This window comes from Polaribacter sp. AHE13PA (assembly GCF_019278505.1).
Lineage (GTDB): Bacteria > Bacteroidota > Bacteroidia > Flavobacteriales > Flavobacteriaceae > Polaribacter.
Genome location: NZ_CP058985.1, coordinates 1,460,014 through 1,485,586 on the forward strand (window position 1 = coordinate 1,460,014; position 25,573 = coordinate 1,485,586).

28 protein-coding genes are annotated in these 25,573 nt (G+C 29.5%); 15 read left to right on the forward strand and 13 right to left on the reverse strand.

The window, feature by feature from the left end; translation table 11 throughout:
• Genes H0I28_RS06345 through H0I28_RS06355 form a run of 3 tightly spaced genes read right to left on the reverse strand, consistent with a single transcriptional unit; the run spans position 1 to position 1,897 of the window.
• Positions 1 to 462: a hypothetical protein gene (locus H0I28_RS06345; RefSeq protein WP_218761032.1), complete on the reverse strand. Its 462-nt coding sequence runs from the start codon at positions 460 to 462 to the stop codon at positions 1 to 3.
• A 15-nt stretch (positions 463 to 477) separates the two neighbouring features.
• Positions 478 to 774, reverse strand: coding sequence for a DUF721 domain-containing protein (locus H0I28_RS06350; RefSeq protein WP_165733384.1), 297 nt, complete (start codon positions 772 to 774; stop codon positions 478 to 480).
• A 43-nt stretch (positions 775 to 817) separates the two neighbouring features.
• Positions 818 to 1,897, reverse strand: a complete 1,080-nt coding sequence (locus H0I28_RS06355) for a DNA replication/repair protein RecF (protein WP_218761033.1) — start codon at positions 1,895 to 1,897, stop codon at positions 818 to 820.
• Positions 1,898 to 1,985: 88 nt separating this feature from the next.
• Between H0I28_RS06355 and H0I28_RS06360 the strand changes: the two genes are divergently transcribed.
• The 7 genes from H0I28_RS06360 to H0I28_RS06390 all read left to right on the forward strand — a co-directional run bounded on the left by H0I28_RS06360 (position 1,986) and on the right by H0I28_RS06390 (position 8,281).
• Positions 1,986 to 2,777, forward strand: coding sequence for a tol-pal system YbgF family protein (locus H0I28_RS06360; RefSeq protein WP_254712656.1), 792 nt, complete (start codon positions 1,986 to 1,988; stop codon positions 2,775 to 2,777).
• Between the two features lie 79 nt (positions 2,778 to 2,856).
• Positions 2,857 to 3,363, forward strand: coding sequence for a 6,7-dimethyl-8-ribityllumazine synthase (gene ribH, locus H0I28_RS06365; protein WP_218730717.1), 507 nt, complete (start codon positions 2,857 to 2,859; stop codon positions 3,361 to 3,363).
• A 224-nt stretch (positions 3,364 to 3,587) separates the two neighbouring features.
• Complete coding sequence (locus H0I28_RS06370) at positions 3,588 to 3,857, forward strand: riboflavin synthase subunit beta (RefSeq protein ID WP_165733387.1); 270 nt, start codon at positions 3,588 to 3,590, stop codon at positions 3,855 to 3,857.
• A gap of 6 nt (positions 3,858 to 3,863) precedes the next feature.
• Complete coding sequence (mutL, locus tag H0I28_RS06375; protein ID WP_218730718.1) at positions 3,864 to 5,681, forward strand: DNA mismatch repair endonuclease MutL; 1,818 nt, start codon at positions 3,864 to 3,866, stop codon at positions 5,679 to 5,681.
• 2 nt (positions 5,682 to 5,683) lie between these two features.
• On the forward strand, positions 5,684 to 6,418 hold the full coding sequence (locus tag H0I28_RS06380; RefSeq protein WP_165733389.1) for a rhomboid family intramembrane serine protease: 735 nt from the start codon (positions 5,684 to 5,686) through the stop codon (positions 6,416 to 6,418).
• A complete protein-coding gene (locus tag H0I28_RS06385) occupies positions 6,418 to 7,269 on the forward strand; it encodes a rhomboid family intramembrane serine protease (protein ID WP_218761034.1) in 852 nt (283 codons plus the stop codon). Before H0I28_RS06380 ends, H0I28_RS06385 begins: the two co-directional genes overlap by 1 nt.
• A 4-nt stretch (positions 7,270 to 7,273) precedes the next feature.
• Positions 7,274 to 8,281, forward strand: a complete 1,008-nt coding sequence (locus H0I28_RS06390; protein WP_218730720.1) for an endonuclease/exonuclease/phosphatase family protein — start codon at positions 7,274 to 7,276, stop codon at positions 8,279 to 8,281.
• Positions 8,282 to 8,286: 5 nt separating this feature from the next.
• On the opposite strand, the gene H0I28_RS06395 is transcribed toward H0I28_RS06390, so the two are convergent.
• Both H0I28_RS06395 and H0I28_RS06400 read right to left on the reverse strand, forming a co-directional pair.
• A complete protein-coding gene (locus H0I28_RS06395; RefSeq protein WP_218761035.1) occupies positions 8,287 to 9,456 on the reverse strand; it encodes an NAD(P)/FAD-dependent oxidoreductase in 1,170 nt (389 codons plus the stop codon).
• 38 nt (positions 9,457 to 9,494) lie between these two features.
• Positions 9,495 to 9,989, reverse strand: coding sequence for a GNAT family N-acetyltransferase (locus H0I28_RS06400; protein ID WP_218761037.1), 495 nt, complete (start codon positions 9,987 to 9,989; stop codon positions 9,495 to 9,497).
• 123 nt (positions 9,990 to 10,112) lie between these two features.
• Between H0I28_RS06400 and mtaB the strand changes: the two genes are divergently transcribed.
• Genes mtaB through H0I28_RS06415 form a run of 3 tightly spaced genes read left to right on the forward strand, consistent with a single transcriptional unit; the run spans position 10,113 to position 13,085 of the window.
• Positions 10,113 to 11,447 carry a tRNA (N(6)-L-threonylcarbamoyladenosine(37)-C(2))-methylthiotransferase MtaB gene (gene mtaB, locus H0I28_RS06405; RefSeq protein WP_218730723.1) on the forward strand — a complete coding sequence of 445 codons (1,335 nt, stop codon included), beginning with the start codon at positions 10,113 to 10,115 and terminating at the stop codon, positions 11,445 to 11,447.
• A 30-nt stretch (positions 11,448 to 11,477) separates the two neighbouring features.
• A complete protein-coding gene (locus H0I28_RS06410; RefSeq protein ID WP_218730724.1) occupies positions 11,478 to 12,137 on the forward strand; it encodes an alpha/beta hydrolase in 660 nt (219 codons plus the stop codon).
• 45 nt (positions 12,138 to 12,182) lie between these two features.
• On the forward strand, positions 12,183 to 13,085 hold the full coding sequence (locus H0I28_RS06415) for a lytic transglycosylase domain-containing protein (RefSeq protein ID WP_218753598.1): 903 nt from the start codon (positions 12,183 to 12,185) through the stop codon (positions 13,083 to 13,085).
• 8 nt (positions 13,086 to 13,093) lie between these two features.
• Here the strand turns inward: H0I28_RS06415 and H0I28_RS06420 are convergent, their stop codons facing one another.
• The 8 genes from H0I28_RS06420 to H0I28_RS06455 all read right to left on the reverse strand — a co-directional run bounded on the left by H0I28_RS06420 (position 13,094) and on the right by H0I28_RS06455 (position 19,531).
• On the reverse strand, positions 13,094 to 13,291 hold the full coding sequence (locus tag H0I28_RS06420) for a YwbE family protein (protein ID WP_284041439.1): 198 nt from the start codon (positions 13,289 to 13,291) through the stop codon (positions 13,094 to 13,096).
• A gap of 87 nt (positions 13,292 to 13,378) precedes the next feature.
• Complete coding sequence (locus H0I28_RS06425; protein ID WP_218730726.1) at positions 13,379 to 13,570, reverse strand: cold-shock protein; 192 nt, start codon at positions 13,568 to 13,570, stop codon at positions 13,379 to 13,381.
• 189 nt (positions 13,571 to 13,759) lie between these two features.
• Positions 13,760 to 13,951 (reverse strand): cold-shock protein, encoded by a 192-nt coding sequence (locus tag H0I28_RS06430; RefSeq protein ID WP_018943662.1) that lies wholly within the window; start codon positions 13,949 to 13,951, stop codon positions 13,760 to 13,762.
• 117 nt (positions 13,952 to 14,068) lie between these two features.
• Positions 14,069 to 15,010 carry a nitronate monooxygenase family protein gene (locus H0I28_RS06435; RefSeq protein ID WP_218761039.1) on the reverse strand — a complete coding sequence of 314 codons (942 nt, stop codon included), beginning with the start codon at positions 15,008 to 15,010 and terminating at the stop codon, positions 14,069 to 14,071.
• A complete protein-coding gene (locus tag H0I28_RS06440; RefSeq protein WP_218761041.1) occupies positions 15,007 to 15,528 on the reverse strand; it encodes an energy transducer TonB in 522 nt (173 codons plus the stop codon). Before H0I28_RS06440 ends, H0I28_RS06435 begins: the two co-directional genes overlap by 4 nt.
• 273 nt (positions 15,529 to 15,801) lie before the next feature.
• Positions 15,802 to 17,463, reverse strand: coding sequence for a S8 family serine peptidase (locus H0I28_RS06445; protein WP_218761042.1), 1,662 nt, complete (start codon positions 17,461 to 17,463; stop codon positions 15,802 to 15,804).
• A gap of 40 nt (positions 17,464 to 17,503) precedes the next feature.
• Positions 17,504 to 18,691 carry a tRNA 2-thiouridine(34) synthase MnmA gene (mnmA, locus tag H0I28_RS06450; protein ID WP_218761044.1) on the reverse strand — a complete coding sequence of 396 codons (1,188 nt, stop codon included), beginning with the start codon at positions 18,689 to 18,691 and terminating at the stop codon, positions 17,504 to 17,506.
• 126 nt (positions 18,692 to 18,817) lie between these two features.
• Complete coding sequence (locus H0I28_RS06455) at positions 18,818 to 19,531, reverse strand: toxin-antitoxin system YwqK family antitoxin (RefSeq protein WP_218761045.1); 714 nt, start codon at positions 19,529 to 19,531, stop codon at positions 18,818 to 18,820.
• A 78-nt stretch (positions 19,532 to 19,609) separates the two neighbouring features.
• Between H0I28_RS06455 and H0I28_RS06460 the strand changes: the two genes are divergently transcribed.
• From H0I28_RS06460 to H0I28_RS06480, 5 genes are all read left to right on the forward strand, one after another.
• Positions 19,610 to 20,161, forward strand: a complete 552-nt coding sequence (locus H0I28_RS06460) for an adenylosuccinate lyase (protein WP_218761047.1) — start codon at positions 19,610 to 19,612, stop codon at positions 20,159 to 20,161.
• A gap of 45 nt (positions 20,162 to 20,206) precedes the next feature.
• On the forward strand, positions 20,207 to 21,550 hold the full coding sequence (purB, locus tag H0I28_RS06465) for an adenylosuccinate lyase (RefSeq protein WP_218730732.1): 1,344 nt from the start codon (positions 20,207 to 20,209) through the stop codon (positions 21,548 to 21,550).
• Positions 21,551 to 21,553: 3 nt separating this feature from the next.
• Positions 21,554 to 22,039: a hypothetical protein gene (locus H0I28_RS06470; protein ID WP_254712848.1), complete on the forward strand. Its 486-nt coding sequence runs from the start codon at positions 21,554 to 21,556 to the stop codon at positions 22,037 to 22,039.
• 544 nt (positions 22,040 to 22,583) lie between these two features.
• Positions 22,584 to 24,986, forward strand: coding sequence for a TonB-dependent receptor (locus H0I28_RS06475; protein ID WP_218761049.1), 2,403 nt, complete (start codon positions 22,584 to 22,586; stop codon positions 24,984 to 24,986).
• A gap of 24 nt (positions 24,987 to 25,010) precedes the next feature.
• Positions 25,011 to 25,571 (forward strand): type 1 periplasmic binding fold superfamily protein, encoded by a 561-nt coding sequence (locus tag H0I28_RS06480; RefSeq protein ID WP_218761051.1) that lies wholly within the window; start codon positions 25,011 to 25,013, stop codon positions 25,569 to 25,571.
• Positions 25,572 to 25,573 lie beyond the last annotated feature (2 nt).

Genomic DNA, 25,573 nt, shown 5'->3' on the forward strand with positions numbered 1-25,573 from the left:
CTAAAGCTTCATCGTAAAAACCAAGTCCGAATTTAATTTAGATCTTCTAAAAGCCCACATTAAATTATCTTTACCATAAGGTAAAAAACCATTACATATTCTTATTTTTTTATAACTTTTCTTCCCTTTAACAACCGCTCCTTCCAAAGTATAATCAACACGACTTTTCACTTTATCCTTTTTATACTTCCAAACTGTTTTAACATTACCATTTGGATAGTAAAAGTTAGCAATACTATCATGATAACCTTTAGAGTTAAATACGTAGTTAGACCTTAAATCACCGCTTTTATAAAAAGTTTTATAACCTAAAAGTTTTCCAGACTTAAAATTCCTTGCAACTCTTAAATTTCCATTCTCATAATAAGATTTAGCGGGTAAATCTTTATAAAGTTTAGCTCTTTGAGAAAACCCCAACAGTGGGCATAATAATATAAAAAGACAAATTATAAATTTATTCATACTCTCTTTTTTTTATCATACCAACAATAATTTAGAAATTACATCATCGCCAATTTCTTCATTCATCATTTTTACAATCTTATCTTTACCATAACTTAATTCTTCACGCAAAACAGAAGACGTTAACTGAATAACCAATGTTTTATTTTGCAGCTTAACAGAAGTGGTATGATTGGCAACACCAGGTCCCATCATTTTATTCCAAGTTTCTTCTATTTTAATTTTTTGCATTCCTTTACTCAAGTTGTTTTCCTTGATAAAACTTTTCATTAAATCTTCAATAGAAAAGGAATCATTTTCTCTTTTTGCCATTATATAATAGATTATTGGATTTTTTGAAACTTTAAAACTAATATTACAATTTAAAAATCTGATATTCTTTACTCCCTTGCTTTAATATATTCTCTGTTCTTTCAAAATGCGTATCTGTAATAAATATCTGTCCGAATTCATCGTTATTTACCAAGTCTATAATTTGAGACACTCTATTTTCATCTAATTTATCAAAAATATCATCTAACAATAAAATAGGAGTTACTTTAGACTGTTGCTTAATAAACTCAAACTGAGCCAATTTTAAAGCGATTAAATATGATTTTTGCTGTCCTTGAGAACCAAATTTTTTAATAGGATAATCGCCAATATCAAAACTTAAATCATCTTTATGTATGCCTGAAGTTGTATACTGTATAATTTTATCTTTTGTTAAGGACTTTTCTAATAAATGCTCCATAGAAAAGTCATGCAACTGACTTTTATACAACAAATTAACACGTTCTTTATCACCAGAAATTATTTGATATTTCTCATTAAAAATCGGAATAAAACCTTCTAAAAAACTTTTTCTAACTTCGTAAATACGCGCTCCAAACTCAGAAAGTTGGTCGTCATAGACACTTAAATTTAAAGCATCAAAAGTTCTATTTGCTGCAAAATATTTTAACAATGCGTTTCTTTGACTCAGCACCTTATTATAAGACAATAAATCTTTTAAGTAAGTTTTGTTTTGTTGAGAAATTACGCCATCTATAAACTTTCTTCTTGTATCACTCCCTTCGGTAACCAAATCTCTATCTGCAGGAGAAATAATAACCAATGGTAACTGCCCAATGTGCTCAGAAAACTTCTCGTAACTTTTACCATTTCGTTTTAAAACCTTTTTTTGACCTTTTTTTAAGCTACAAACAATTTTCTCATTTCTATCGTTTAAAAGATAGTCTCCTTCTATCATAAAAAAACCTTCTCCATGTCTAATATTCTGCAAAGCGACAGAATTAAAGTAACTTTTTGTAAAAGACAGGTAATAAATAGCATCTAGAACATTCGTTTTTCCAATACCATTATTACCCACAAAACAATTTATTTTCTTCTGAAAATCAAAAGTTTGCGACTCAATATTTTTAAAATTAAGTAAAGAAATTTTCTGTAAATACATGGATAAATTTTGATAATGAAAACGTTTTGCAAATTATTGAAAATTTAGCGAATTATCCGCTTTTAAAATCCAATTAAAAAAACTATTTTTGTCGCCACTAATTTTTAAGGAAACAATGGCTACATACAAGAAAAAATACAAGGCAGAAAGTAAACAAGTAGAAAATCAAATTGATGAATCTGAATTTGAAACAGCTGGAGTATTAAATACTTTAGACGAAACAGCGTCTAAATCTGAGCAATGGATTGAGAAAAACAACAAACCATTATTTTTATCTTTAATAGCAGTAGTAGTATTGTTTTTAGCTTACATGGGTTACACTAAATATGTAGTGGAGCCAAACGAAACAAAAGCTTCTAACGAGTTAGCTTTTCCTAGAAAATATTTTAACGAAGCGTCAATTGCAGGTTCTGGAGTAGATTCTTTATTAACTTTAGGATTAGAAGGTGCAGATGGTAATTATGGTTTCTTAGACATTGCAGATTCTTTTAGCGGAACAGATGCAGGAAACTTAGCAAACTATTATGCAGGTGTTTCTTATTTACAAATGAAGAAATACGACAAAGCAATTGAGCACTTAAGTAAATTTGATTCTGATGATGAGTTATTAGGTCCAGTTTCTATTGGTGCTATTGGTGATGCTTTTGCAGACATTAACCAATCTGAAGATGCTTTAAGCTACTATGAAAAAGCTGCAAACAAAAAAAGTAATGATTTTACAACTCCATTATACTTATTTAAAGCAGGTCAAATTGCTATGGAATTAAAAGATTTTGGTAAAGCAGAAACATTATTTACAAAAATTAAAGAAAACTATTCTAAATCTGACCAAGGTAGAGATATAGAAAAATATATAGCAGCAGCTAAATACGCTAACTAAAATAGTTCGCAGTAAAACAGTACAGTTGGCAGTAAATAACTAACTAAAAACTGATAACTGCAGACTGAACACTAAAAATATGGCTACAACCAATTTATCAGTTTACGATAAAACAACAATCCCAAATGCGAAATCTTTTCGATTTGGGATTGTTGTTTCAGAATGGAATCCTGAAATTACAGGGAATTTACAAAAAGGTGCAATTGAAACTTTATTAGATTGCGGTGCAACTAAAGAAAACATTATTTCTTGGGATGTTCCTGGAAGTTTTGAATTAGTTTATGGTTGCAAGAAAATGATTGCAACGCAACAACTTGATGCAATTATTGCCATTGGAAACGTAATACAAGGAGAAACTAAACATTTCGATTTTGTTTGTGAAGGCGTTACCCAAGGTATTGTAGATTTAAATGTAAAATACGATGTTCCTGTTATATTTTGTGTTTTAACAGATAACACAAAACAGCAATCTTTAGACAGATCTGGAGGTAAATTAGGTAACAAAGGAACAGAATGTGCTGTTGCAGCAATTAAAATGGCTGCACTTAAAAATATTGATGCCACTTCAGAAAGTATTGGTTATTAATAATAACCATTTCCCTACAAGGTTTCTCTAACCTTGTAGGTATTCTTTTATTTTCCCTAAAGTTCTCTCTACACAGTTTTTAAAAAAGTTTGCAAGAAAAATTAAGAACTCTTTTAACATCTTTGTTTGAAGAATTCCTTTTAATTCTGTAAATTTGAAACACTTATAAAGTTGGTATAATCCTTGATTTATTCTAGAATTTATAAACCAATAATACTAAAACTATGGGATTTTTAAAACGTACTAATAAAAAATTTGATTACCAACCTCGTTTTTACAAAGGAGAAGGTAGCCCTTTTAAAATAGAACACAAATTAGATCAGTTTAGAACAACCACTGGTAAAAATAAAGGAATTAAAGGTAAATTTAGTGATGCTTTTGATGATTTAAAAAATTCAGACAGAAGCGTAAACAAAACACTTTTTTATATTATCGCAATTTTAGTACTTATCTTTTTGTACATCATAGATTTCGATTTATCCATTTTTCAATAAAAATTAATGTCGGATATTATTCAATTATTACCAGATCATGTTGCTAACCAAATTGCTGCAGGAGAAGTCGTTCAACGCCCTGCTTCTGTTGTAAAAGAGTTGCTAGAAAACGCCATTGATGCTGGTTCAAACAATATAAAACTTTTATTAAAAGACGCTGGAAAAACGTTAATTCAAGTAATTGATAACGGAAAAGGAATGAGTACCACAGACGCTAGAATGAGTTTTGAGCGTCATGCAACTTCTAAAATCCAAAAGGCAGAAGATTTATTTAACCTGAACACCAAAGGTTTTAGAGGAGAAGCTTTAGCATCTATTGCCGCCATTGCGCATGTAGAATTAAAAACAAAACAAGACGACGAAGAGCTAGGTACTTGCATAAAAATTGAAGGAAGTAAAATTGTATCACAAGATTTTATTTCTACTAGTAAAGGAACCAGTATTGCTGTAAAAAACTTGTTTTACAATATTCCGGCAAGAAGAAATTTTTTAAAATCGGATACTGTAGAAACGCGTCATATTATAGATGAATTTCAAAGAGTAGCTTTAGCGCATCCAAATATTGCTTTTTTAATGCATCATAATGATAATGAAGTTTATCATTTAAAAAGCAGTAATTTAAGAAAACGAATTGTGAGTGTTTTTGGTACTAAAATGAATGAAAAGTTAGTTCCTATAAACGAATATACTGATATAGTAGGTATAGAAGGTTTTGTTGCGAAACCAGAATTTTCTAAAAGAAAAAGAGGAGAACAATTCTTTTTTGTAAACGATCGTTTTATAAAAAGTTCATACTTAAATCATGCAGTGGTAAATGCTTTTGATGGTTTGTTGGAACAGGGATCACATCCCTCCTATTTTTTATACCTAACAGTACCTGCAAATACTATTGACATTAACATTCATCCAACTAAAACAGAGATAAAGTTTGATAATGAAAAAGCATTGTATGCCATGTTAAGAGCTACTGTAAAACACAGTTTGGGCCAATACAATGTAGCACCTGTTTTAGATTTTAATAGAGATGCTAATTTAGATACACCGTATCATTTTAATTCAAAACCAAAATCTACATCTACACCAAAAATATCCGTAGATCCAGATTTTAATCCATTTAAGGAAGAAGCAAATAAAGAAATTCATACGCCGTTTAAAAGCGAACCAAAAACAGAAAGTTGGGAATCTCTATATACTCCTACTATTGCAGATACAGAAGAAGAGATACAATCGGAATTATTTGACAATCAACAAGAAATAAAAACACAAAAAACATTTCAAATTCAACGAAAATATTTACTGAGTTCTATAAAATCTGGTGTAGTTTTAATCAATCAATCTTTAGCGCATCAACGTATTTTATATGAAGACTTCTTAGAAAGTATTACTGTAAAAGAAGCTAACAGTCAGCAATTATTGTTTCCCGTTAAAATTTCTTACACATCGGCAGAAATAGAAATGATTTATACTATAAAAACTGAATTAGAAAATGCTGGTTTTTCTTTTGATGAATTTACAAAAGACAGTGTTACTATAAAAGGAATACCTGTTTCGGTTACAGAGAGTAAAATAACAATTATCTTAGAAGAGTTATTAAGTGATATCGATTTAGAAGTACCAGATGCTAGTTTTAGTCATTTTGATGTAATGGCAAAATCATTTTCAAAAACATTGTCTATTAAAACAGGTACACAACTTTCTGAACGAGAACAAGAAGGATTGGTAAATGATTTATTTTCTTGTAAGGAACCGACCATTTCTCCTTTTGGAAAACCAATTTTTAAAACATTAACATTAAACGAAATAGACAATCTATTTAACAGTTAAAAATGAACACGAAACTTACAGATGCCATAAAACATATAATTATTATAAATGTAATTTTATTTGTTGCACCACAACTTTTAAAATTAGATTTTACAAATATCTTGGCTTTACATTTTCCTGAAAATGAACATTTCGGAATTTGGCAGTACGTAACACACATGTTTATGCATGGTGGTTTTAGTCATATATTGTTTAATATGTACGGTTTATGGGCTTTTGGTACTCCCTTGGAACAAATATGGGGAAAAAAGAAATTTATCTTTTTCTATTTTTCCGCAGGAATTGGAGCCGGAGTAATTTACACATTAGTCAATTATTATCAATTTAACGGCATCTATGAACTTTTTATAAATGCAGGTTTAAATAATTCTGAAGTTTTATCTATATTAAAATCTGGTAGCACCAATGATGCTCGCATTATAGGCGCCATTACGCAAGATCAATTTAATCAAATAACCTCTTTATACAATACTCCTGCAGTTGGAGCCTCTGGAGCTGTATATGGTGTTTTAGTAGCTTTTGGTCTTTATTTTAAAGATGCAAAATTAGCATTGATATTTTTCCCTGTTCCTATTGCTGCAAAGTACTTTATACCGGTAATGATTTTGGGAGATTTATTCTTTGGAATGACTAAATACTCTATTGGAAACATAGCTCATTTTGCACACGTTGGAGGGGCTTTAATAGGTTTTATAATTGCTTGGTATTGGAAAAAGAATGAATTTAAAACATATTAATGAGTTTTATAGACGACATAAAAAACCGTTATAAAAGCGGAAATATTGTAGAAAAATTAATCTACATAAACCTTGCTATCTTTGTATTCACCTTGTTAACATCTGTTTTTCAAGATTTATATAAAGGTGAAATTAATTGGGTAGTTTCATGGTTTTCTTTGGATGATAATTTTACATCATTACTAACCAAACCTTGGACTATTATTACTTATGGTTTTTTACATGCCGACTTTCTACACATTCTTTTAAATCTAATAACTTTATACTTTGTAGGAAACTTATTCATCGAGTATTTTACACAAAAACAACTATTAACCTTCTACCTATTAGGTACTTTTTTTGGTGGTGCATTGTTTATTTTAAGCCATAACTACTTTCCTTTATTTCAAGATCAATCTTCTATATTAGTAGGAGCTTCTGCAGGAATTTCAGCCATATTTATAGGGATTACCACATATATACCCAACTATCAATTAAAAATACGTTTTATTGGTTTTGTTAAACTATGGTACTTGGGCGCTATTTGGGTAGGTTTAGATATACTAGCACTCTCTGGAGGAAATGCCGGTGGACATTTTGCCCATTTAGGAGGCGCTTTATTTGGTTTTTTATATGTACAAAGAGCTGCCAATAAAGAAATACTTATTTTCGATAAAATAGCAGCCCTATTTTCAACAAAAAAGAAACCTTTAAAAACTGTTTATAAATCTCCAAAAAAAACAGTAAAAACAAATAAAGGCACTTCCATAAACCAACAACAAATAGATGCTATTTTAGATAAAATTAGCAAGTCTGGTTATGATACTTTAACAAAAGAAGAAAAAGAATTCTTATTTAAACAAGGAAGGTAATAGTATGAAAAATTTGTCCCCCATAGATAAGGTTTTATATTTTGTAAACTCAATATTAGCAACCCTTCTATTGTTATCATATGTACTACATTTTATATCTCCCGTTACCATACCATTTGTTGCAATTATAAGCCTTTTTGTACCTTTCTTAATGATAATTAACCTGCTTTTTGCTATTTACTGGTTAATTAAGTTAAAAAAACAATTTTTATTATCTGTTTCTGTTTTTATTATTGGTGTCTTTTTCTCATCTCCTTTTTTTAAAATTTCAGGGAACAACTCTTCTTTAAACAGCGATTTAAAAGTAATGAGTTATAATGTAAAAAGCTTCGATCTTTTTCATAAAAAAAAGGACTCAATAGTACAAGATGGCTACGAATTTATCACTGAAAAAGACCCAGACATTATTAGCATACAAGAGTACTATAAGTCAAATAAAAATAACTTCTCTTTTCCATACAAATACGTAAAACTTCGTCCGAATAGTAAAAAATACGGAATGGCGATATACTCTAAACATAAGATTATTAATGCTGGATCTTTAGATTTAAATAGTGCTGGCAATAATATTATTTTTGCTGATATATTAAAGAAAAAGGATACCATCAGAATTTATAATATCCATTTAGAATCTTTAAGAATAAAGCCAAATGAAGAAAATTTTGGAGAAGAAAATTCAGAAAAATTAATAGAGAGGGTTTCTAATTCTTTTAAAGAACAAGCAGAACAAACTATTCAATTTTTAGCGCATGAGAAACAGTGGAAAGGGAAAAAAATTGTTTGTGGAGACTTTAACAATACAAGTTACTCATGGGTATATAACCAAATAGCAAAAGATAAAAAGGATACTTATATAGAATCTGGTAAAGGTTTTGGTAAAACCTATGATTACTGGTTTCCTATGAGAATAGATTTCATTTTAACCGACCAAGAGGCAATTAGCAACAAGTTTACAACCTATTCAGAAAAATACTCAGACCATTTTCCTGTTATGGCAAAAATTAATTGGTAAAATTATTAATAGCTTCTTTTCTCTATAATCTTATGCGCTTTACTTTCAATCTTTTTATGCAACAAACCAGTCATTGCTAAAAAGAAGTACTTAAATCGTGCAACTTTCAAAGCAAAATAGCTAAATTTCAAAAGTTTCCCGAATTCTTTTTTTAAATCCTCATCATATTTTTTTAATGAAGATTCAGAAAAATCATCATTTTTTAAACATCTGTCAATATTTTTTGCAGCAATAATGCCAGACATCATTCCTGTACCGATTCCTTCTTTGTAAAAAGCATTTGCTAAACCAGCGGCATCTCCCACTAATAAAAATCGATCACCAGAAGTTTTATGATTACCAAAATGAAATGGAATTGACCAACCTCTCCAATTATTAACTTTAGTAGCATTCTTAAATTTATTTTTAACTTTTTTATGGTTTTTAATAATATTCTGAATTTCATCAACTAAATTAACACCATACTTTTTTATATGATCTGAACGTCCCCCCAAACTAATATTTACTTGTCCATCAGATAAAGGAAAAACATAAAAAAATAAGAGCATTTTTTTATAAACCATTCTTACTTCTGCTGCGTTTCCTGTTGGCAAATCTTTTACTCCTTTATAATATGCACTTACAAAAGTTGATGCTAATTTTTTATCAACTTTTGTCTTCGCTAATTTACTAGCAACAATAGATTTAGCTCCATCTGCCCCCACTACAAATTGTGATACTATTTCTTTACCATTTTTTAATTTAATAAAAACACCTTCTGGTACTTCTCTAATTTCTTTAACCCCACTTCCAAATTGTTGATTGGCATAAACATCTGATAAATAACTTACCAAAAATTGATCAAAATCGATACGTTTAGCATACGAAATAATCATACTTCTATCATCACTTTCTTTAAATACAATCTTTGAGGTATTATTTAAATGCAAACTAATTTTTTTACTATGTATAAACTTTGGGTGTTTTAAAAAACTAGCAAATAAATCATCTCCCAAAAACTTCATAGCTTTAAAAGCATATAGAATTAAACCGTCCCCACAAGTTTTATCCCTAGGAAAAGTAGATTTATCAATAATATAATGTGGTATTTTTAACTTTGATAACTGTATAGAAGTGGCAGCTCCAGAAGGTCCTGCACCAATAATACAAACAGTTGTTTTTTCAATTTTATTCATAACTAAAAGGAAGCCGTATTAAAAACTACTTATAACCCCTATAATTTTAATACGTATTTTGTTTCTGGTTGATTTTCATCATTTATAAATTCATCAACAATCATAAAATTGTTTTTTTCTAAAATGATTGCAGATGCTTTATTTTCATCTACCACATAAGCAATAATGTATTTAATTTTAATTTGCTTACAATAAGAAACTAATCCGAAGCAAACCTCAGAACCAAAACCTAAATTCCAAAATTCTTCTAAAAAGCGATATCCAATTTCATCGTCTAGATTGTCTTTAACCAAGGCCACTGTTCCTATAAATTGATTGTCCGTTTTCCTGATAATAGCGTAAACCCAAAAGTCATTTTTAGGGATATTATATTTTAAAATTAAAGCTTTTAACTCAATTTCATTTTCAATATAGCTCTTTGGGTTTCCTATAGCATATTTTAAAACATTTGCATTACTTTCTAGTTTATGAAATGCATCTAAATCTTCTACATTTAGTCTCCTAATAATTAACCTTTCCGTTTCAAAAATCATCAATAATATCGTACTTTTGCGCTTCTAAACTGTTTTATACAGTATTTGTAAATATACAATTTTGAACTTTAAGAAATAAATCCTTTTTTAAAGTTTTGTTTTTTGTTAAACAACCTTATTAGAATGAATGCAGATAAAAAAGTTGCCTTTTACACTTTAGGATGCAAATTAAATTTTTCAGAAACGTCTACTATTGCTCGTAATTTTGTGAGTGAAGGTTTTAATCGTGTCGATTTTGAAGAAAAAGCAGACGTGTATGTTATAAATACCTGTTCTGTTACAGATAATGCTGATAAACGCTTTAAAACCATTGTAAAAAATGCTTTAAAGAAAAATGATGACGCTTTTTTAATAGCAGTTGGTTGCTATGCGCAATTAAAACCAGAAGAATTAGCTGCTGTAGATGGTGTAGACTTAGTTTTAGGAGCTACAGAAAAGTTTAATGTTACCAGTTATATAAACGATTTAACTAAAAATAATGTTGGTGAAGTTCACTCTTGTGAAATTTCTGATGCAGATTTTTACGTAGGTTCTTATTCTATTGGAGATAGAACACGTGCGTTTTTAAAAGTACAAGATGGTTGCGATTATAAATGTACCTATTGTACAATACCACTAGCACGTGGAATTTCTAGAAGCGATACTTTAGAAAATGTAATAGAAAACGCCAAAGAAATATCATCAAAAGGAATTAAAGAAATTGTTTTAACAGGTGTTAATATTGGTGATTACGGTAAAGGTGAATTTGGTAACAAAAAGCACGAACATACGTTCTTAGAACTTGTAAAAGAATTAGATAAAGTAGAGGGAATACACCGTTTAAGAATTTCGTCTATAGAGCCTAATTTACTAAGAGATGAAACGATTGAGTTTGTATCTAAATCGGACTCTTTTGTACCTCATTTTCATATTCCTTTGCAATCTGGTAGCGATGCGCTACTTAAGAAAATGAAGCGTAGGTATTTAACCAATACATATACAAACAGAGTAACAAGAATTAAAGAAGTAATGCCTAACGCTTGTATTGGTGTAGACGTTATAGTTGGTTTTCCTGGTGAAACAGATGAACTGTTTTTAGAAACGTACAACTATTTAAACGAGATGGATATTTCTTACTTACATGTTTTTACCTACTCTGAAAGACCTAATACAGAAGCAGTACATCTAGAAGGTGTCGTTCCTAAAAAAGTACGTGCAAAACGCAGTAAAATGTTACGTGGTTTATCCGCTAAAAAAAGACGTGCTTTTTATGAAAGTCAGTTAGGAAATACGCTAACCGTTTTATTTGAAAATGAAAATAAAGAGGGGTATATAAACGGTTTTACAGAAAATTATGTTAAAGTTAAAACACCTTGGAACCCAGAATTAGTAAATACGTTACATACTATTACACTTACTGAAATTGATGAAGATGGTCTGGTTAGGTTTAATTTTGAAAACAATAGCGTTACAATTTAAAATGTAATTGCTACATTAAAATAAATAGATATGAAAAAGATTCCAATATACTTGGTACCTGGTTTAGCAGCTGGACCAGAAATTTTTGAAAACTTAGAATTATCAAAAGATAAATATGACGTTCATTATTTAGAGTGGATAACACCCATAGCACAAGAAGAGTCTATTGCTAATTATGCAATGAGAATGAGCGAAGAAGTAAAAGAAGAAAACCCTGTTTTAGTAGGTGTTTCTTTTGGCGGAATTATGGTACAAGAAATGAGTAAATATCTAGATGTTAAAAAAGTTATTATTATATCTAGCGTAAAACACCATAAAGAATTGCCAAAGAGATTTGAATTTGTGAAATTTACAAAAGCTTACAAATTCTTTCCTACAAAAGTTGTTTCAAATTTTGAAGATTATGCGCAATATTTTTTAGGAAAATCGTTAAAGAAGAGAGCAGATATATATAAAAAGTATCTTTCTGTTAGAAGCGAATTGTATTTAAACTGGTCTATTGGCACCATTATTAGATGGGTACAAACAGAAAAAGACCAAAACATTACTCATATTCACGGCACAAGTGATCATGTATTTCCTATAAAAAACATAAAAAATTGTATACAAATAGAAGGTGGTAGCCATATTATGATTATCACTAAAGCCAAAAAATTAACTAAAATTATTAACGATACTTTAACTAGTTAAAATACAGGTCATCCTTATTTTTAAATCACAAAAAATTGCAATCTCATGAATAAATCACTCCGTTTTCTTTCACTACTTAGCATTTTAATAATTGCTTTTTTATTTTATAATGGCATAAATAAAAATGAAACAGACCCGCAAACAAGTACGCATGCAACATATAAAATAAAAGCGTTAAAACTACCTAATAATTTAAATCTTGCAGGTGAAAGGGTTCCTTTAGAAATTCCTGATGTTAAAGAAAGAATGGAGAGAGAACTGTTAGTTAATACCTATTGGCAATCTAATGGATTATTATTGATAAAGAGAGCTAATAAGTACTTTCCTATTTTAGAACCATTGCTTAAAAAATATGGTTTACCAGACGATTTTAAATTTTTAGCCTTGGCAGAAAGTGCTTTTATAGACGAAACGTCTAACGTAGGTGCAGCAGGTATGTGGCATTTTATGAAGGCAACAGGTAAAGAATACGGATTAGAGATTAATAGCAATGTAGACGAGCGTTACGATATTGAAAAATCGACAAAAGTAGCTGCTGAGTATTTAAAAAAATCTCAAAAACGTTTTAATTCTTGGACTTTAGCTGCCGCTGCATATAATGCAGGAAACTATGGCGTTAGCAAAAGGTTAGATGAGCAAGAAGTAACTAATTATTACGATGCTAAATTGCCAGATGAAACCGAAAGATATGTATTAAGAATTATTGCTTTAAAAGAAGTAATAAGCAATCCCAAAAAATATGGTTTTGTCTTTGAAAATGAAGACTTATATACCTTAGCAAAAACAAGAACTATAAAAGTTGATACAGCAATATCTAACATTACGCATTTTGCCAAAAAATTCGGAATGAATTATAAAGAGTTTAAAATTCATAACCCTTGGTTAAGAGAAAATAAACTAAACAATAAAAGTAGAAAGGTATACGAAATTAAAATACCTATTAACTAAAATAGTTATTATTCAATAATATTTTTAATTCTACCTACCAACCCAGATTCTAACTGAACTTTAATACCATATGGATGGTTTTGAGATTTAGTTAGAATTTTTGCTATAACACCTTCTGTTAATTCTCCACTTCGTTGATGTGGTTTCTGTACAATTTCTACAAATAAGCCAATCTTAACATTTTTTCTTTGTCTTCCATCTATCATAAATACAGTTTTAAAATACTAAAATAAAAAAAGCCTATCAATATTGATAGGCTTTTAGATAAAAAATTAACTAGTAATAAATATATATTATAATACTCTTACGTTTACTGCGTTTAATCCTTTTTTTCCATCTTGTAAGTCGAATTCAACTTCATCGTTTTCACGAATTTCATCGATTAATCCTGATACATGTACAAAATGTTCTTTGTTTGATCCTTCTTCAGTGATAAATCCAAATCCTTTAGATTCATTGAAAAATTTTACGATTCCTTTATTCATAATAAAAATTATTTGTTGTCAATTTAATTACTAACAACATTTATATAATAACAAATGTAATGCCAAAATTTGAATAACAGAGTAATTTTTTATGATAGTTTATTTATTCTGAATTATTACAGCATAAAAAAAGCCTATCAATAAATTGATAGGCTTTTAGTTAAAAAATTAACTAGTAATAAATATATATTATAATACTCTTACGTTTACTGCGTTTAATCCTTTTTTTCCATCTTGTAAGTCGAATTCAACCTCATCGTTTTCACGAATTTCATCGATTAATCCTGAAACATGTACAAAATGTTCTTTGTTTGATCCTTCTTCAGTGATAAATCCAAATCCTTTAGATTCATTGAAAAATTTTACGGTACCTTTATTCATAATAAAAAAATATTGTGTTGTTAAATTAATTCCTAACAACGTTTATTGAATTGCAAATGTAATGCCAAAAATTAACAATCCTATCAAAATAATTAAGTTTTTTTTAAAACGGCAACACTAAACACTAATTACCAGAGATTTAACCACATTAAATTCATCAATAATCTCTCTTAAAACGTCTTTTACTGGTTTTATTTCATGAATTAAACCAGCAATTTGACCAATTTCTAACTCACCTTCATCTAAATCTCCCTCAAACATTCCTTTTTTAGATCTTGCTCTACCTAATAATTCTATTAAATTTTCTTTAGTTGGGTTCTGTTTATATAATTCTTGTACATCATTATAAAATTTGTTTTTCACCAAACGAACTGGTGCTAATTCTTTTAACGTTAACTGTGTGTCTCCGTCTTTAACGGTAACAATGGTATTTTTAAAATTAATATGAGCAGAAGACTCTAACGTTGCAGCAAACCTACTTCCTATCTGTACACCATCTGCACCTAAAACCATAGCCGCCAACATCCCTCTTCCGGTTCCTATTCCACCAGCCGCAATTACAGGTATTTTAACTTGCTCTTTTACCATAGGTATTAAAGTAAAAGTAGTTGTTTCTTCCCTCCCATTGTGTCCGCCTGCCTCAAAACCTTCACAAACAACAGCATCTACACCTGCCGCTTCTGCTTTTAAAGCAAACTTAACAGAACTTACAACATGTACAACCGTAATTCCTTTCTCCTTTAAAAAGGACGTCCAAGTTTTGGGATTTCCTGCAGAAGTAAAAACAACTTTTACACCTTCTTCTACAATTATATCCATTATTTTTTCGATATCTGGGTACAGCATTGGTACATTTACACCAAAAGGTTTAGAAGTTGCTTTTTTACATTTTATAATGTGTTCTCTTAAAACATCTGGATACATAGAACCTGCACCAATTAAACCTAAACCACCTGCATTAGAAACTGCTGAAGCTAATTTCCATCCAGAAACCCAAATCATGCCTCCTTGTACAATCGGGTGTTTTATATTGAAAAGAGTTGTTATTTTATTTGTCATAATTTAAAGTTTATTTTTTGAGTATAATTAAAAGGCACTTTTCTATTACCATCAATTGCAACAGACCAACCTTTGAGAGATTCAAAAAAATGAACTAATTCATCATAAAGTTTTTCAGGAATATCTTCATCTATAGTTACATCGGTGACCTCTCCATGAATATCAATCACAAAATGAATATAAATATTTCCATTAATCTTATAATTAATAGCCTTTTTCAACTTAGCCAACTCCTTTCTATATTCAGAAATTCCTCCTTTAAAAGTGGGATTCTTTTTACATATTACACAGTCTTTATTAATAATATCTCCATTAATATCATAATATAGGTCTTGCGTTATGGTATCTTTTTTAAAAATAGCTTTACCTGCTAAAACACCATTATAATGGTATATTTTAAAAAGACCTTCTTTTTTACCTTTGTAAAATCTCCCTTCAGTATTTAAGTTTCCATTATCAAACCAAGATTTATATCTACCATGTTTTAATCCCTCATTATAAAAACATAGTTCAATCATTTTACCATGTTTATTATAAACAATCCCCTCTCCAATTTTTATTTTTTTATCAATTGTTCTATAATGTTGGTAATAATAGAGTTTACCGTTTCTTTTGTATTTTCGACTTAACCAAAGAGAATCGTTTTGTTTTGTTAAAATTTCAAAAGTTGTAGCTTTGGTTTTATCAGTAATAACTTTTTGTTGGAATCAAAAAAATTGACAATAGAATCTTTTTGAGAAAACACTTGAAAACAGGTTAAAAATAAAATAAATGATATTTTAGATTTCATCTTATTCTTTAATTAATTTTATTGTTTTATATTGATTATTAGAAAAAACCTTCAACAAATAAATACCTGTATTCAAAAACGAAATATCAATATTTTTGGAAGTTACTGCTGCTTTTTCAAATACTTTTTCACCTAAAATGGTATAAATTTGAATTGACAGATCCTCAAAATTATCAGTAGAAATAGTAAAACGATCTTGAACAGGGTTTGGAGAAATCTTTAAATTAATAACTTCATCTTTTAATAAAGATAAACTAGCAATATAACTATTCAGTGCTGTTTCAAAATTAGGAATTCCATAACCATGCTGGTCCGTAGGGTTATTAAATTTATCCGCAGATTCGTAAATAGCAGTTTTTAAATAATTATTATAATTTTCACCAGATTTTTTTAAGGATGATTTTAAAAGAAATCCTTCATTCTGATTTAAACAAGCAATTAGACCTGCCATTATGGGTGATGAAAAAGACGTTCCGCTAGATAAAGTTGTGATTTCTCCAGAATTATAATCTATCAACGCTGGGTTTTGACCTTTACCTAGTATTTCTGGTTTTATTCTTCCGTCGGATGTTGGTCCGAAAGAACTAAAACTTGCAATATTTCCTGAAGAATTTACCGCTCCAACCGAAATCACAGAAGGGGCGTCTGCCGGTGCTCCCATATATTTCCAAGAATTAGTTCCGTCATTACCAACCGCATTTACCAAAAGCAAACCACGTGAAGCACCAATTTCTGCTCCTCTAGAAATAAAAGTGGTTTTACCATCCATATCTGCGTAGGTGTGGTTGTGATTAGGATTGTCATACGTAGTATAGCCTAAAGAGGTGTTAATTACGTCTACACCTAAACTATCTGCTCGTTCTGCTGCTTCTACCCATAAAGTCTCTTCTAAAACAGTTTCTGTTTCTGAAATTTCTGATATAAATAAATAAAATTTTGCATCTGGAGCCGTACCAACATATTCATCTTTAATATACGCAGCAATTGAAGACAGAACATGCGTTCCATGGCTACTTCTTGTATAATAGTTATCATTTCTATCAGCAAAATTATAGCCTCCTAAAATTTGATTGTTATCTCTTATCCTACTAAAAGCATCTAAGCTATTTACATTAGGAAACCCTGCATCTATAATTGCTATTATTTGTCCTTCGCCAGTTAATTCTTGTTGATGCAAATAATCTCCCTTTAACATTTTAATTTGATTATCTGCATCACCATAATTAAAATCAGTAAGCGTTTCATTCAACTTATTATAATGATTTGGAGTTATTGTTTTTCCTTCTGATTTACCATTTAGATTCAAAGATTTATTAGCAAATTCTACAGATGCTATAAAACTATATTTAGAAATTAAAGTATTAATATCTGTAACCTCTCCTTGAACATGAATAGCGTTTAACCATTTAGATTTACCTAAAACAGTAACTGTTTCATCATTATTAAGTTGATTATAATACGCTTCATCAACAGGAACATCTTTAGAATCTAAAGGAATATTGAGTCTAGACCTTCTATCTAATGCTCTTTGAGTAAGCATCGAAATAGGGTTTTCTAAAAAACTAGTTTCTTGAGGTTTATCTTTAATAAAAAGCCAAGCATCTTCTTGTGCATCAACTTTTAAAAAAATCATTAGACATAAAAAAAGTAGTAATTTCTTCATATTCCGAAATTACTACTTTTTTATGATTTTTATAAATATTTTAAGAGATAACTCCAGAGCCTAATAACTCTTCCTCTTTATACCAAGCTACAAATTGACCTTCTTGTATGGCAGATTGTTTGTTCTCGAATGCTACGTACAAGCCAGATTCTACTTTGTGTAAAATAGCATTTTCTAAAGGTTGTCTGTATCTAATTCTTGCATCTACCTGCATAGTTTCTCCAACTTTTAAAGTTAAATCTTCACGAATCCAATGCATTTCTTCATTAGAAACAAACAATACGTTTCTGTACAATCCTGGGTGATTTTTACCTTCTCCTGTGTAAATTACATTTTCTACAACATCGGTTTCTATCACATACAAACCTTCTTTTGTACCACCAACATTTAAACCTTTACGTTGTCCTTTTGTAAAATAATGTGCTCCTTGATGCTTACCAACCACTTTACCATCTTCTTTTTTGTATGTAAATTTGGTAGCGTAATATTTTAATTCTTCCTCTTTATTTTCAAAAGTAGGGGCCTGTTTTATGTATTGCTCAAAATCGGTTGGAATCGTTACAATTACCCCTTCTTTAGGTTGTAATTTTTGTTGTAAAAACTCAGGTAAACGTACCTTACCAATAAAACATAAACCTTGAGAATCTTTCTTTTCTGCCGTAATTAAATCTGCTTCTTTAGCTATTTCCCTAACTTCTGGCTTTGTTAATTCGCCTATTGGAAATAATGCTTTTGCCAATTGTTGTTGAGATAATTGACATAAAAAATAAGATTGATCTTTATTATTATCCTTACCAGCCAATAATTTATAAACTGGTTTTCCGTCTATAATTTCTTCACCTTTTCTACAATAATGACCTGTAGCAACATAATCTGCACCCAATTTTAAAGCGATGTCCATAAAAACATCAAACTTAATTTCTCGGTTACAAAGTACATCTGGGTTTGGTGTTCTACCCTTAGAATATTCATCGAACATATAATCTACAATACGTTCTTTATATTGCGCACTTAAATCTACTACCTGAAAAGGAATCCCTAATTTTTCTGCAACAATCATTGCATCATTAGAATCTTCTAACCAAGGACATTCATTAGAAATAGTGACAGAATCATCGTGCCAATTTTTCATAAATAGCCCAATTACATCATACCCTTGTTCCTTTAATAAATGTGCAGTAACACTACTATCTACACCACCAGAAAGACCAACAACTACTCGTTTCATTTTTAATTTTTGAGGATGCAAAGGTACACATTAGAAATGGTTTTAACAGATTGAAAGAATTGATAAAGCCATTGTTTTGTTTTATATAACAAGTTCTTTTTAACAATACACGGAACAAACCGAGAATTAATCTTCTTTTTTACGAGAAAACGTGTTTTTCTTTCTAATTTCTTTTCCTGAAGCCACTTCTCCATCCATATAATACTCCCAATTACCTACTCTTAATCCGTTTTTATAATTTCCAGTTTCTTTTAAAACACCGTCTAATTCAAAATATTTTGCTAAGCCATTTAAAGCACCGTTTTCATACGTAACCTCTTCAATTAAAACTCCTTTATTAGAGTATTTACTAACAATACCGTTTAACAATCCGTTTTTGTAAGTAGCAAATTCTGTAACTTGACCATCTTGATAATAAATTATTTGTGATCCATGTAATTTTCCATTTTTATAATTTTCTTCCGACATAATTATACCATCAGGATAAAAATATTTCCAATTACCTACTCGTTTTCTGCCTTTTAGAACACCTTCTGTTTCTATTTTTCCTTTTAGAGTAAAAAATTGAACATATAGAGAATCTGAGTTTTCGTAGAATTTTTTAATAATCACAGGATGTCTCGAACTTGTAATGTCGTAGAACTTAAAAACACCTATCTCTTTTCCGTTTCTAAATTGACCAACATAGCGTATTCGTTTATTAGAATAATACTTTTTCCAAACACCGACCCTTTGGTTATTAGCATTTACTTGATTAATTTTTTGTCCATTAAAATCTTCACTTGTAAAAAAACAAGCGAAAAACAGTAAAATAAAAAACAGTCTTTTTATCTTTATCATTAAATATAATTTTAAAACAAAGATACATTAATCGTGTCAAAATCAAATTTACTTTTCGTAACCGAACAACTCCACAACATGGAAAACCCTAAAAGGGAAAACAGACAAAGAGTTGCCAATATTATTATAGAAACCCCACAACTATTTAAAGAACTGGTTACTATTACTTTTGATACCGAAAATAAAGTATCTATAAAGGCTGCTTGGATTTTAGAATGGATTTGTACACATCATCATTTAGAGTGGATTTTACCTCATTTAGATGAATTCACTCTAAAAATTAAAACCTTAAAATTTGATAGTGCCATTAGACCATGTGCTAAAATTTGTGAACATTTAGCGACTGCTTATTACTCTAAAACAGAAAACATTGTACAAAAAAAACTGACAAAAAACCATATAAAAAGTATTGTCGAAACAGGTTTCGATTGGTTAATTACACCACAAAAAATTGCAGTAAGAGCTTATACAATGACTACTTTGTACTATTTCGGATTAGAAAAAGAGTGGATTCATCCTGAATTAAAACACTTAATTCAAACTAAAATTATACATGAAAGTAAGGGGTGTAAAGCTCGTGGAAGATTCATTTTAGAATTGATAGAAAAACATAGAAAATCTACTTTATAAATCTGCTAAATTCACTATTTTTGCAGTTAACAACATAACTAAAAAATGGAATTAACACAATTAAATGCCATCTCTCCTATTGATGGTCGCTATAGAGGTAAAATATCAAAATTATCAGATTATTTTTCGGAAGAAGCCTTAATAAAATACAGAGTTCGTGTAGAAATTGAATATTTTATTGCTTTGTGCGAAATTCCTTTACCTCAATTATCAGATTTTAACAACGATTTATTTGATGATTTACGTAAAATTTATATTGATTTTACTGCTGAAGATGCTCAGAAAATAAAAGATATTGAAAGCATTACAAACCATGATGTAAAAGCTGTTGAATATTTTATCAAAGAAAAGTTTGATGCCTTAGGTTTACAAGCACATAAAGAGTTTATCCATTTTGGGTTAACTTCTCAAGATATCAACAACACCGCTGTTCCGCTTTCTATTAAAGAAGCAATGAACGATGTTTATGTACCTCATTATACTGGGCTTTTAGAAAAGTTACAAGAATTAGTTATTGAGTGGAAAGACATTTCTATGTTGGCAAGAACACATGGTCAGCCAGCATCTCCAACAAGATTAGGAAAAGAAATAGAAGTTTTTGTGGTACGTTTAAAAGCACAATTCAACTTATTAAATGACATACCAAGTGCTGCAAAATTTGGTGGAGCAACAGGTAATTATAATGCACATAAAGTTGCATACCCAAGTATAGATTGGAAAGAATTTGGAAGTACTTTTGTACAAGGAAAATTAGGTTTACACCACTCTTTTCCTACAACTCAAATAGAACATTACGATCATTTAGCTGCTTTATTTGATAATTTAAAACGTATAAACACTATTATCTTAGATTTAGATAGAGATTTCTGGACCTATGTTTCTACAGATTATTTTAAACAAAAAATTAAAGCAGGTGAAGTTGGTTCTTCTGCAATGCCACATAAAGTAAATCCTATCGATTTTGAAAATTCTGAAGGAAACTTAGGTTTGGCAAATGCAATTTTCGAACATCTTTCTGCTAAATTACCAGTATCTCGTTTACAACGTGATTTAACTGATAGTACTGTTTTACGTAATGTTGGTGTACCATTTGGTCATACAATTATTGCATTTACATCTACCTTAAAAGGATTGAATAAATTATTGTTAAACAAAGAAAAGTTTGCACAAGATTTAGAAAACAATTGGGCAGTTGTTGCAGAAGCAATTCAGACTATTTTAAGACGTGAAGCATATCCTAATCCTTATGAAGCATTAAAAGGATTGACGAGAACGAATGCTAAAATCAACCAAAAATCTATTGCAGATTTTATTGATACTTTAGAAGTTTCTCTAGAAATTAAAGAAGAATTAAAAGCAATTACACCAAGTAATTATACAGGTATATAAGCTATGTTAAAAATAGAACCAAGAAACAAGAATCAAGAATCAAGACAAAAGGATGCTAAAAAACAGTATCCTTTTGTATCTTGTTTCTTGGTTTTATTCAGTATTATATTTTTCTCTTGTCAGTCAGATTTAAAAGATAACTCAGATCGCTTTAAAAAAGGTGTTTTTGAGATTCCTGCAGGAGATGGATATAGTAAAACAACGATCACTAGAAAAGATAGTCTTCAAATTGAAGAGTATGATAAAATTATAAGCATCTCTAATGATAGTACTTATGGAGAAAAAAAGATAAAACATATTGATACATTATATATCAAATGGAAAAATAATTTCTTCTATACATTAAAGATGAAATCTCCAAAAAAGAAAATTGATAAAGAACCTATTTATGTTCAAATTACAAAAGTAACAGATAGTTCTTTTAGTTTTTCTGCAAAAATTGGCTTTAGTAAATTTGCTACAGATGGTACTATTTATAAGGTGAAATAAAATTATTATTCCTGTAATTCCATACTGTAAAAAACGACGAACTTAAAACAAACGCTGTCTTAGTATATCTAAGTAGTCATTTGTAATTTAATTTATATAGTTTTTTTTAACAAAATGAAATTAGTTATCCAACAGGATAGTTGTAATTTGCACCCATTATTTTAGATATATCAACCATAGAAACAAAAGTAATATCAAACAGCTAAATAAATATATTGGTATCTTAATGTTGGTAATATTCCTATTGCCAATTTTTACACTTTCTGCTCATGCGTTTAGCAACCATGAACACGGTGTTTGCATTTCTAAAGTTGAAAATCATATTCATAAAAAAGACGTTGATTGTAAGTTAGATGTTTATCAAACAAACAATTCTCTCTTAACTGAAAACCTCTTTAACATTAAGTTAAACACTCCTATTTATACTAATAATAGGTTACAATATAATTTCTTAAAAAATCATTATCATTTATCGTTTTCATTAAGAGGCCCGCCTGTAGGTATTTAAATTAGGATTATTTAATTTAAATTATGAAAATAAAAAATGATAAAATTACTTTGTAAATTTGTATTTGCAATGTGTATAACTACATCTGCACTTGCACAAGATTGCCAAATTTCTTTTAAAGGAAAAATTACGGATTTTCATGATAGTACGCCTATTGTTGGAGCTTCCTTAAAAATTGAAAATTCAAATAAATATGCCATAACTGATTTTGATGGTTTGTTTGAGTTTAAAAATTTATGCGAAGGAAAAATTACTTTGACAATAGAACATATATCATGTGAGACTAAAAAAGTTACGATAAACTTAAACAGAGATACGTTTAAAGACTTCACTCTAGAACACCATATAGAAGATCTAGAGGAGGTAGTAATAACATCTACACATAACGTAACATCTAATACTACACAAACCACTGAAATAGATAACAAAACTATTGAAGAATATAGTGGTAAAAGTTTGGGTGATGCTTTAAACAATGTTGCAGGAGTTTCTTCTATTAATACCGGAAATTCTATTGTAAAACCCGTAATAAACGGTTTACACAGTAGTAGAATAATTGTAATGACAAACGGTGTTAGATTACAGGATCAAGATTGGGGTATAGAACATGCACCTAATATTGATATAAATAATGCCGATAAAATTACAGTGGTTAAAGGTGCTAATTCTTTAGAATTTGGTGGCGATGCTATTGGTGGTGTTATTGTTTTAGAACCAACAAAGTATGTTTTAAAAGACAGTCTTTTTGGTAAAACCATTGTAGGTTTACAAAGTAAGGGACGTGGTGGTAATTTACATAGTAGTATTACTAAAACCTCTAAAAAAGGTTGGTTTGTAAATGCTAAAACTACTTTAAAAAGGTTTGGAGACTTTAATAGTCCAGATTATAATTTAACAAATACAGGTTTAAGTTCTACTGCTTTTTCTATACAAAGTGGATTAAAAAAGTACGAAAGTGGATTTACTGTTGATTATAGTTTTGTAAACAATAACATTGGTATTTTAAAAGCATCTCACATTGGTAACCTAGACGATTTGGTAAGCGCTATAAACAACAAAGAACCTCTAATTATAGAGGATTTTAGTTATGATATTAACGCACCGAAACAAAAAGTAAATCATCATATAATTAAAGCCAGTTATTACAAAAGATTTAAAAACTTAGGTAAACTTGATGTTCAATACGATTTTCAAAAAAATCAGCGTTTTGAGTTTGATATAAGAGTTGGAGACGATAAAGATAAAGCTGCTATTGATTTAGATTTAACAACACATTCAATAAGTTCTTCTTTTGATTTTAACAACAATCTAGATCAAACTTATAAAGTTGGAATTAAAGCAGGTTACCAAAATAATTTTGCAAATCCTTTAACAGGCGTTAGAAGATTAATACCAGATTATGATAAAATTGATGCCGGAATTTTTGCTATTGGTAATTTTACTTTAAGTGATAATACAACAGCAAATATTGGTGTTAGATATGATTATAATTATATAGATGCAAAAAAATTCTACTTAAAAAGTAGATGGACAGAAAGAGGTTACGATACAGAATTTAACGATTTAATTATTGGAGATTTTACCACACAATGGTTAGTAAATCCAAAATTAACTTTTCATAATGTATCTGCTTCCGCAGGAATTGTTTATCAAGTAAATGATAAAAATGCGGTCTTATTTAATTATGGTTTATCTAGTAGGGCACCAAATGCATCAGAATTATTTAGTGACGGTTTACATCATTCTGCTTCAAGAATTGAATTGGGAGATTTAGATTTACAACAAGAAGTTTCAAATAGAGTTTCTTCTACGTACACTTATCAATCTAACGATACAAGAATTTCTACAGAGGTATTTTTTAACAACATTCATAATTTTATTTATTTAGAACCAACAGGTATAGAACAAACAATTCGTGGTGCTTTTCCTGTTTGGGAGTACAGAGCTACAAATGCAAGTTTGTACGGAATCGATTTTACGTGGCAACAAAAAATTAATGATGCTTTTACTTTTAATAATAAATCTTCTTTAACTTTTGGGTACGAAACAAAAACAAATAGAGACTTAATAGACATTCCTGCTCCAAGTTTTAAAAACTCTTTGGAGTACAGAAATAAAAAATGGCATCATTTAGGAGTTCGTTTAGAGAGTGAATTGGTTTTAAAACAAATCAATTATCCAGATAACAACTTTTCTGTTTATTTACCAACACAAGATATCGATGCTTTAGTAGACATTAGCTCTACACCATCAGGTTATCACCTATTACATTTACATACAGATGCTGTTTTTCAGTTATCAAAAAAAACAGATTTACAAATTTCAGCAGGCGTAACAAATCTATTAAACACAAGATATAGAAACAACTTAAATAGGTTACGATATTATGCTGATGATTTAGGAAGAAATTATAGTTTACAATTAAAAATTAATTATTAAAAATCAATTATTAAAACACACATTATGAAATCAATTAAACACGTATTAGTATTAGCATCAATTATTGTTTTAGCAGCATCTTGTTCAGATGATGACCCAATAGCTGTTAACGAAGAAGAATTAATCACAACTGTAACAGTAGTTTTAACTCCTGAAAACGGTGGTGATACTATTACTTTAAAAAGTACAGATTTAGATGGAGACGGACCAACGGAACCAGAAGTTAGTATTTCTGGAAATTTAGCTGCTAACACCATATATACAGGAGTAACAAAAGTTTTAAACGAAACTGAAAACCCTGCAGAAGATATTACATTAGAAGTTGAAGAAGAAGGTGTAGATCACCAATTCTTTTATACTTTTACTAACGAAATAGCTTCTACAACGTACATAGATACAGATTTAAATGGGGCACCAATTGGTATTGATTTTTCATTAACAACAACAGATGCAGGATCAGAAAGCTTAACAGTTTCTCTTATACATGAGCCAAATAAAAGTGGTGAAGGTGTTGTAGATGGTGATATTTCTAATGCTGCTGGAGAAACAGATGCAGAAGTAACTTTCGCTATTACTATTGAATAATT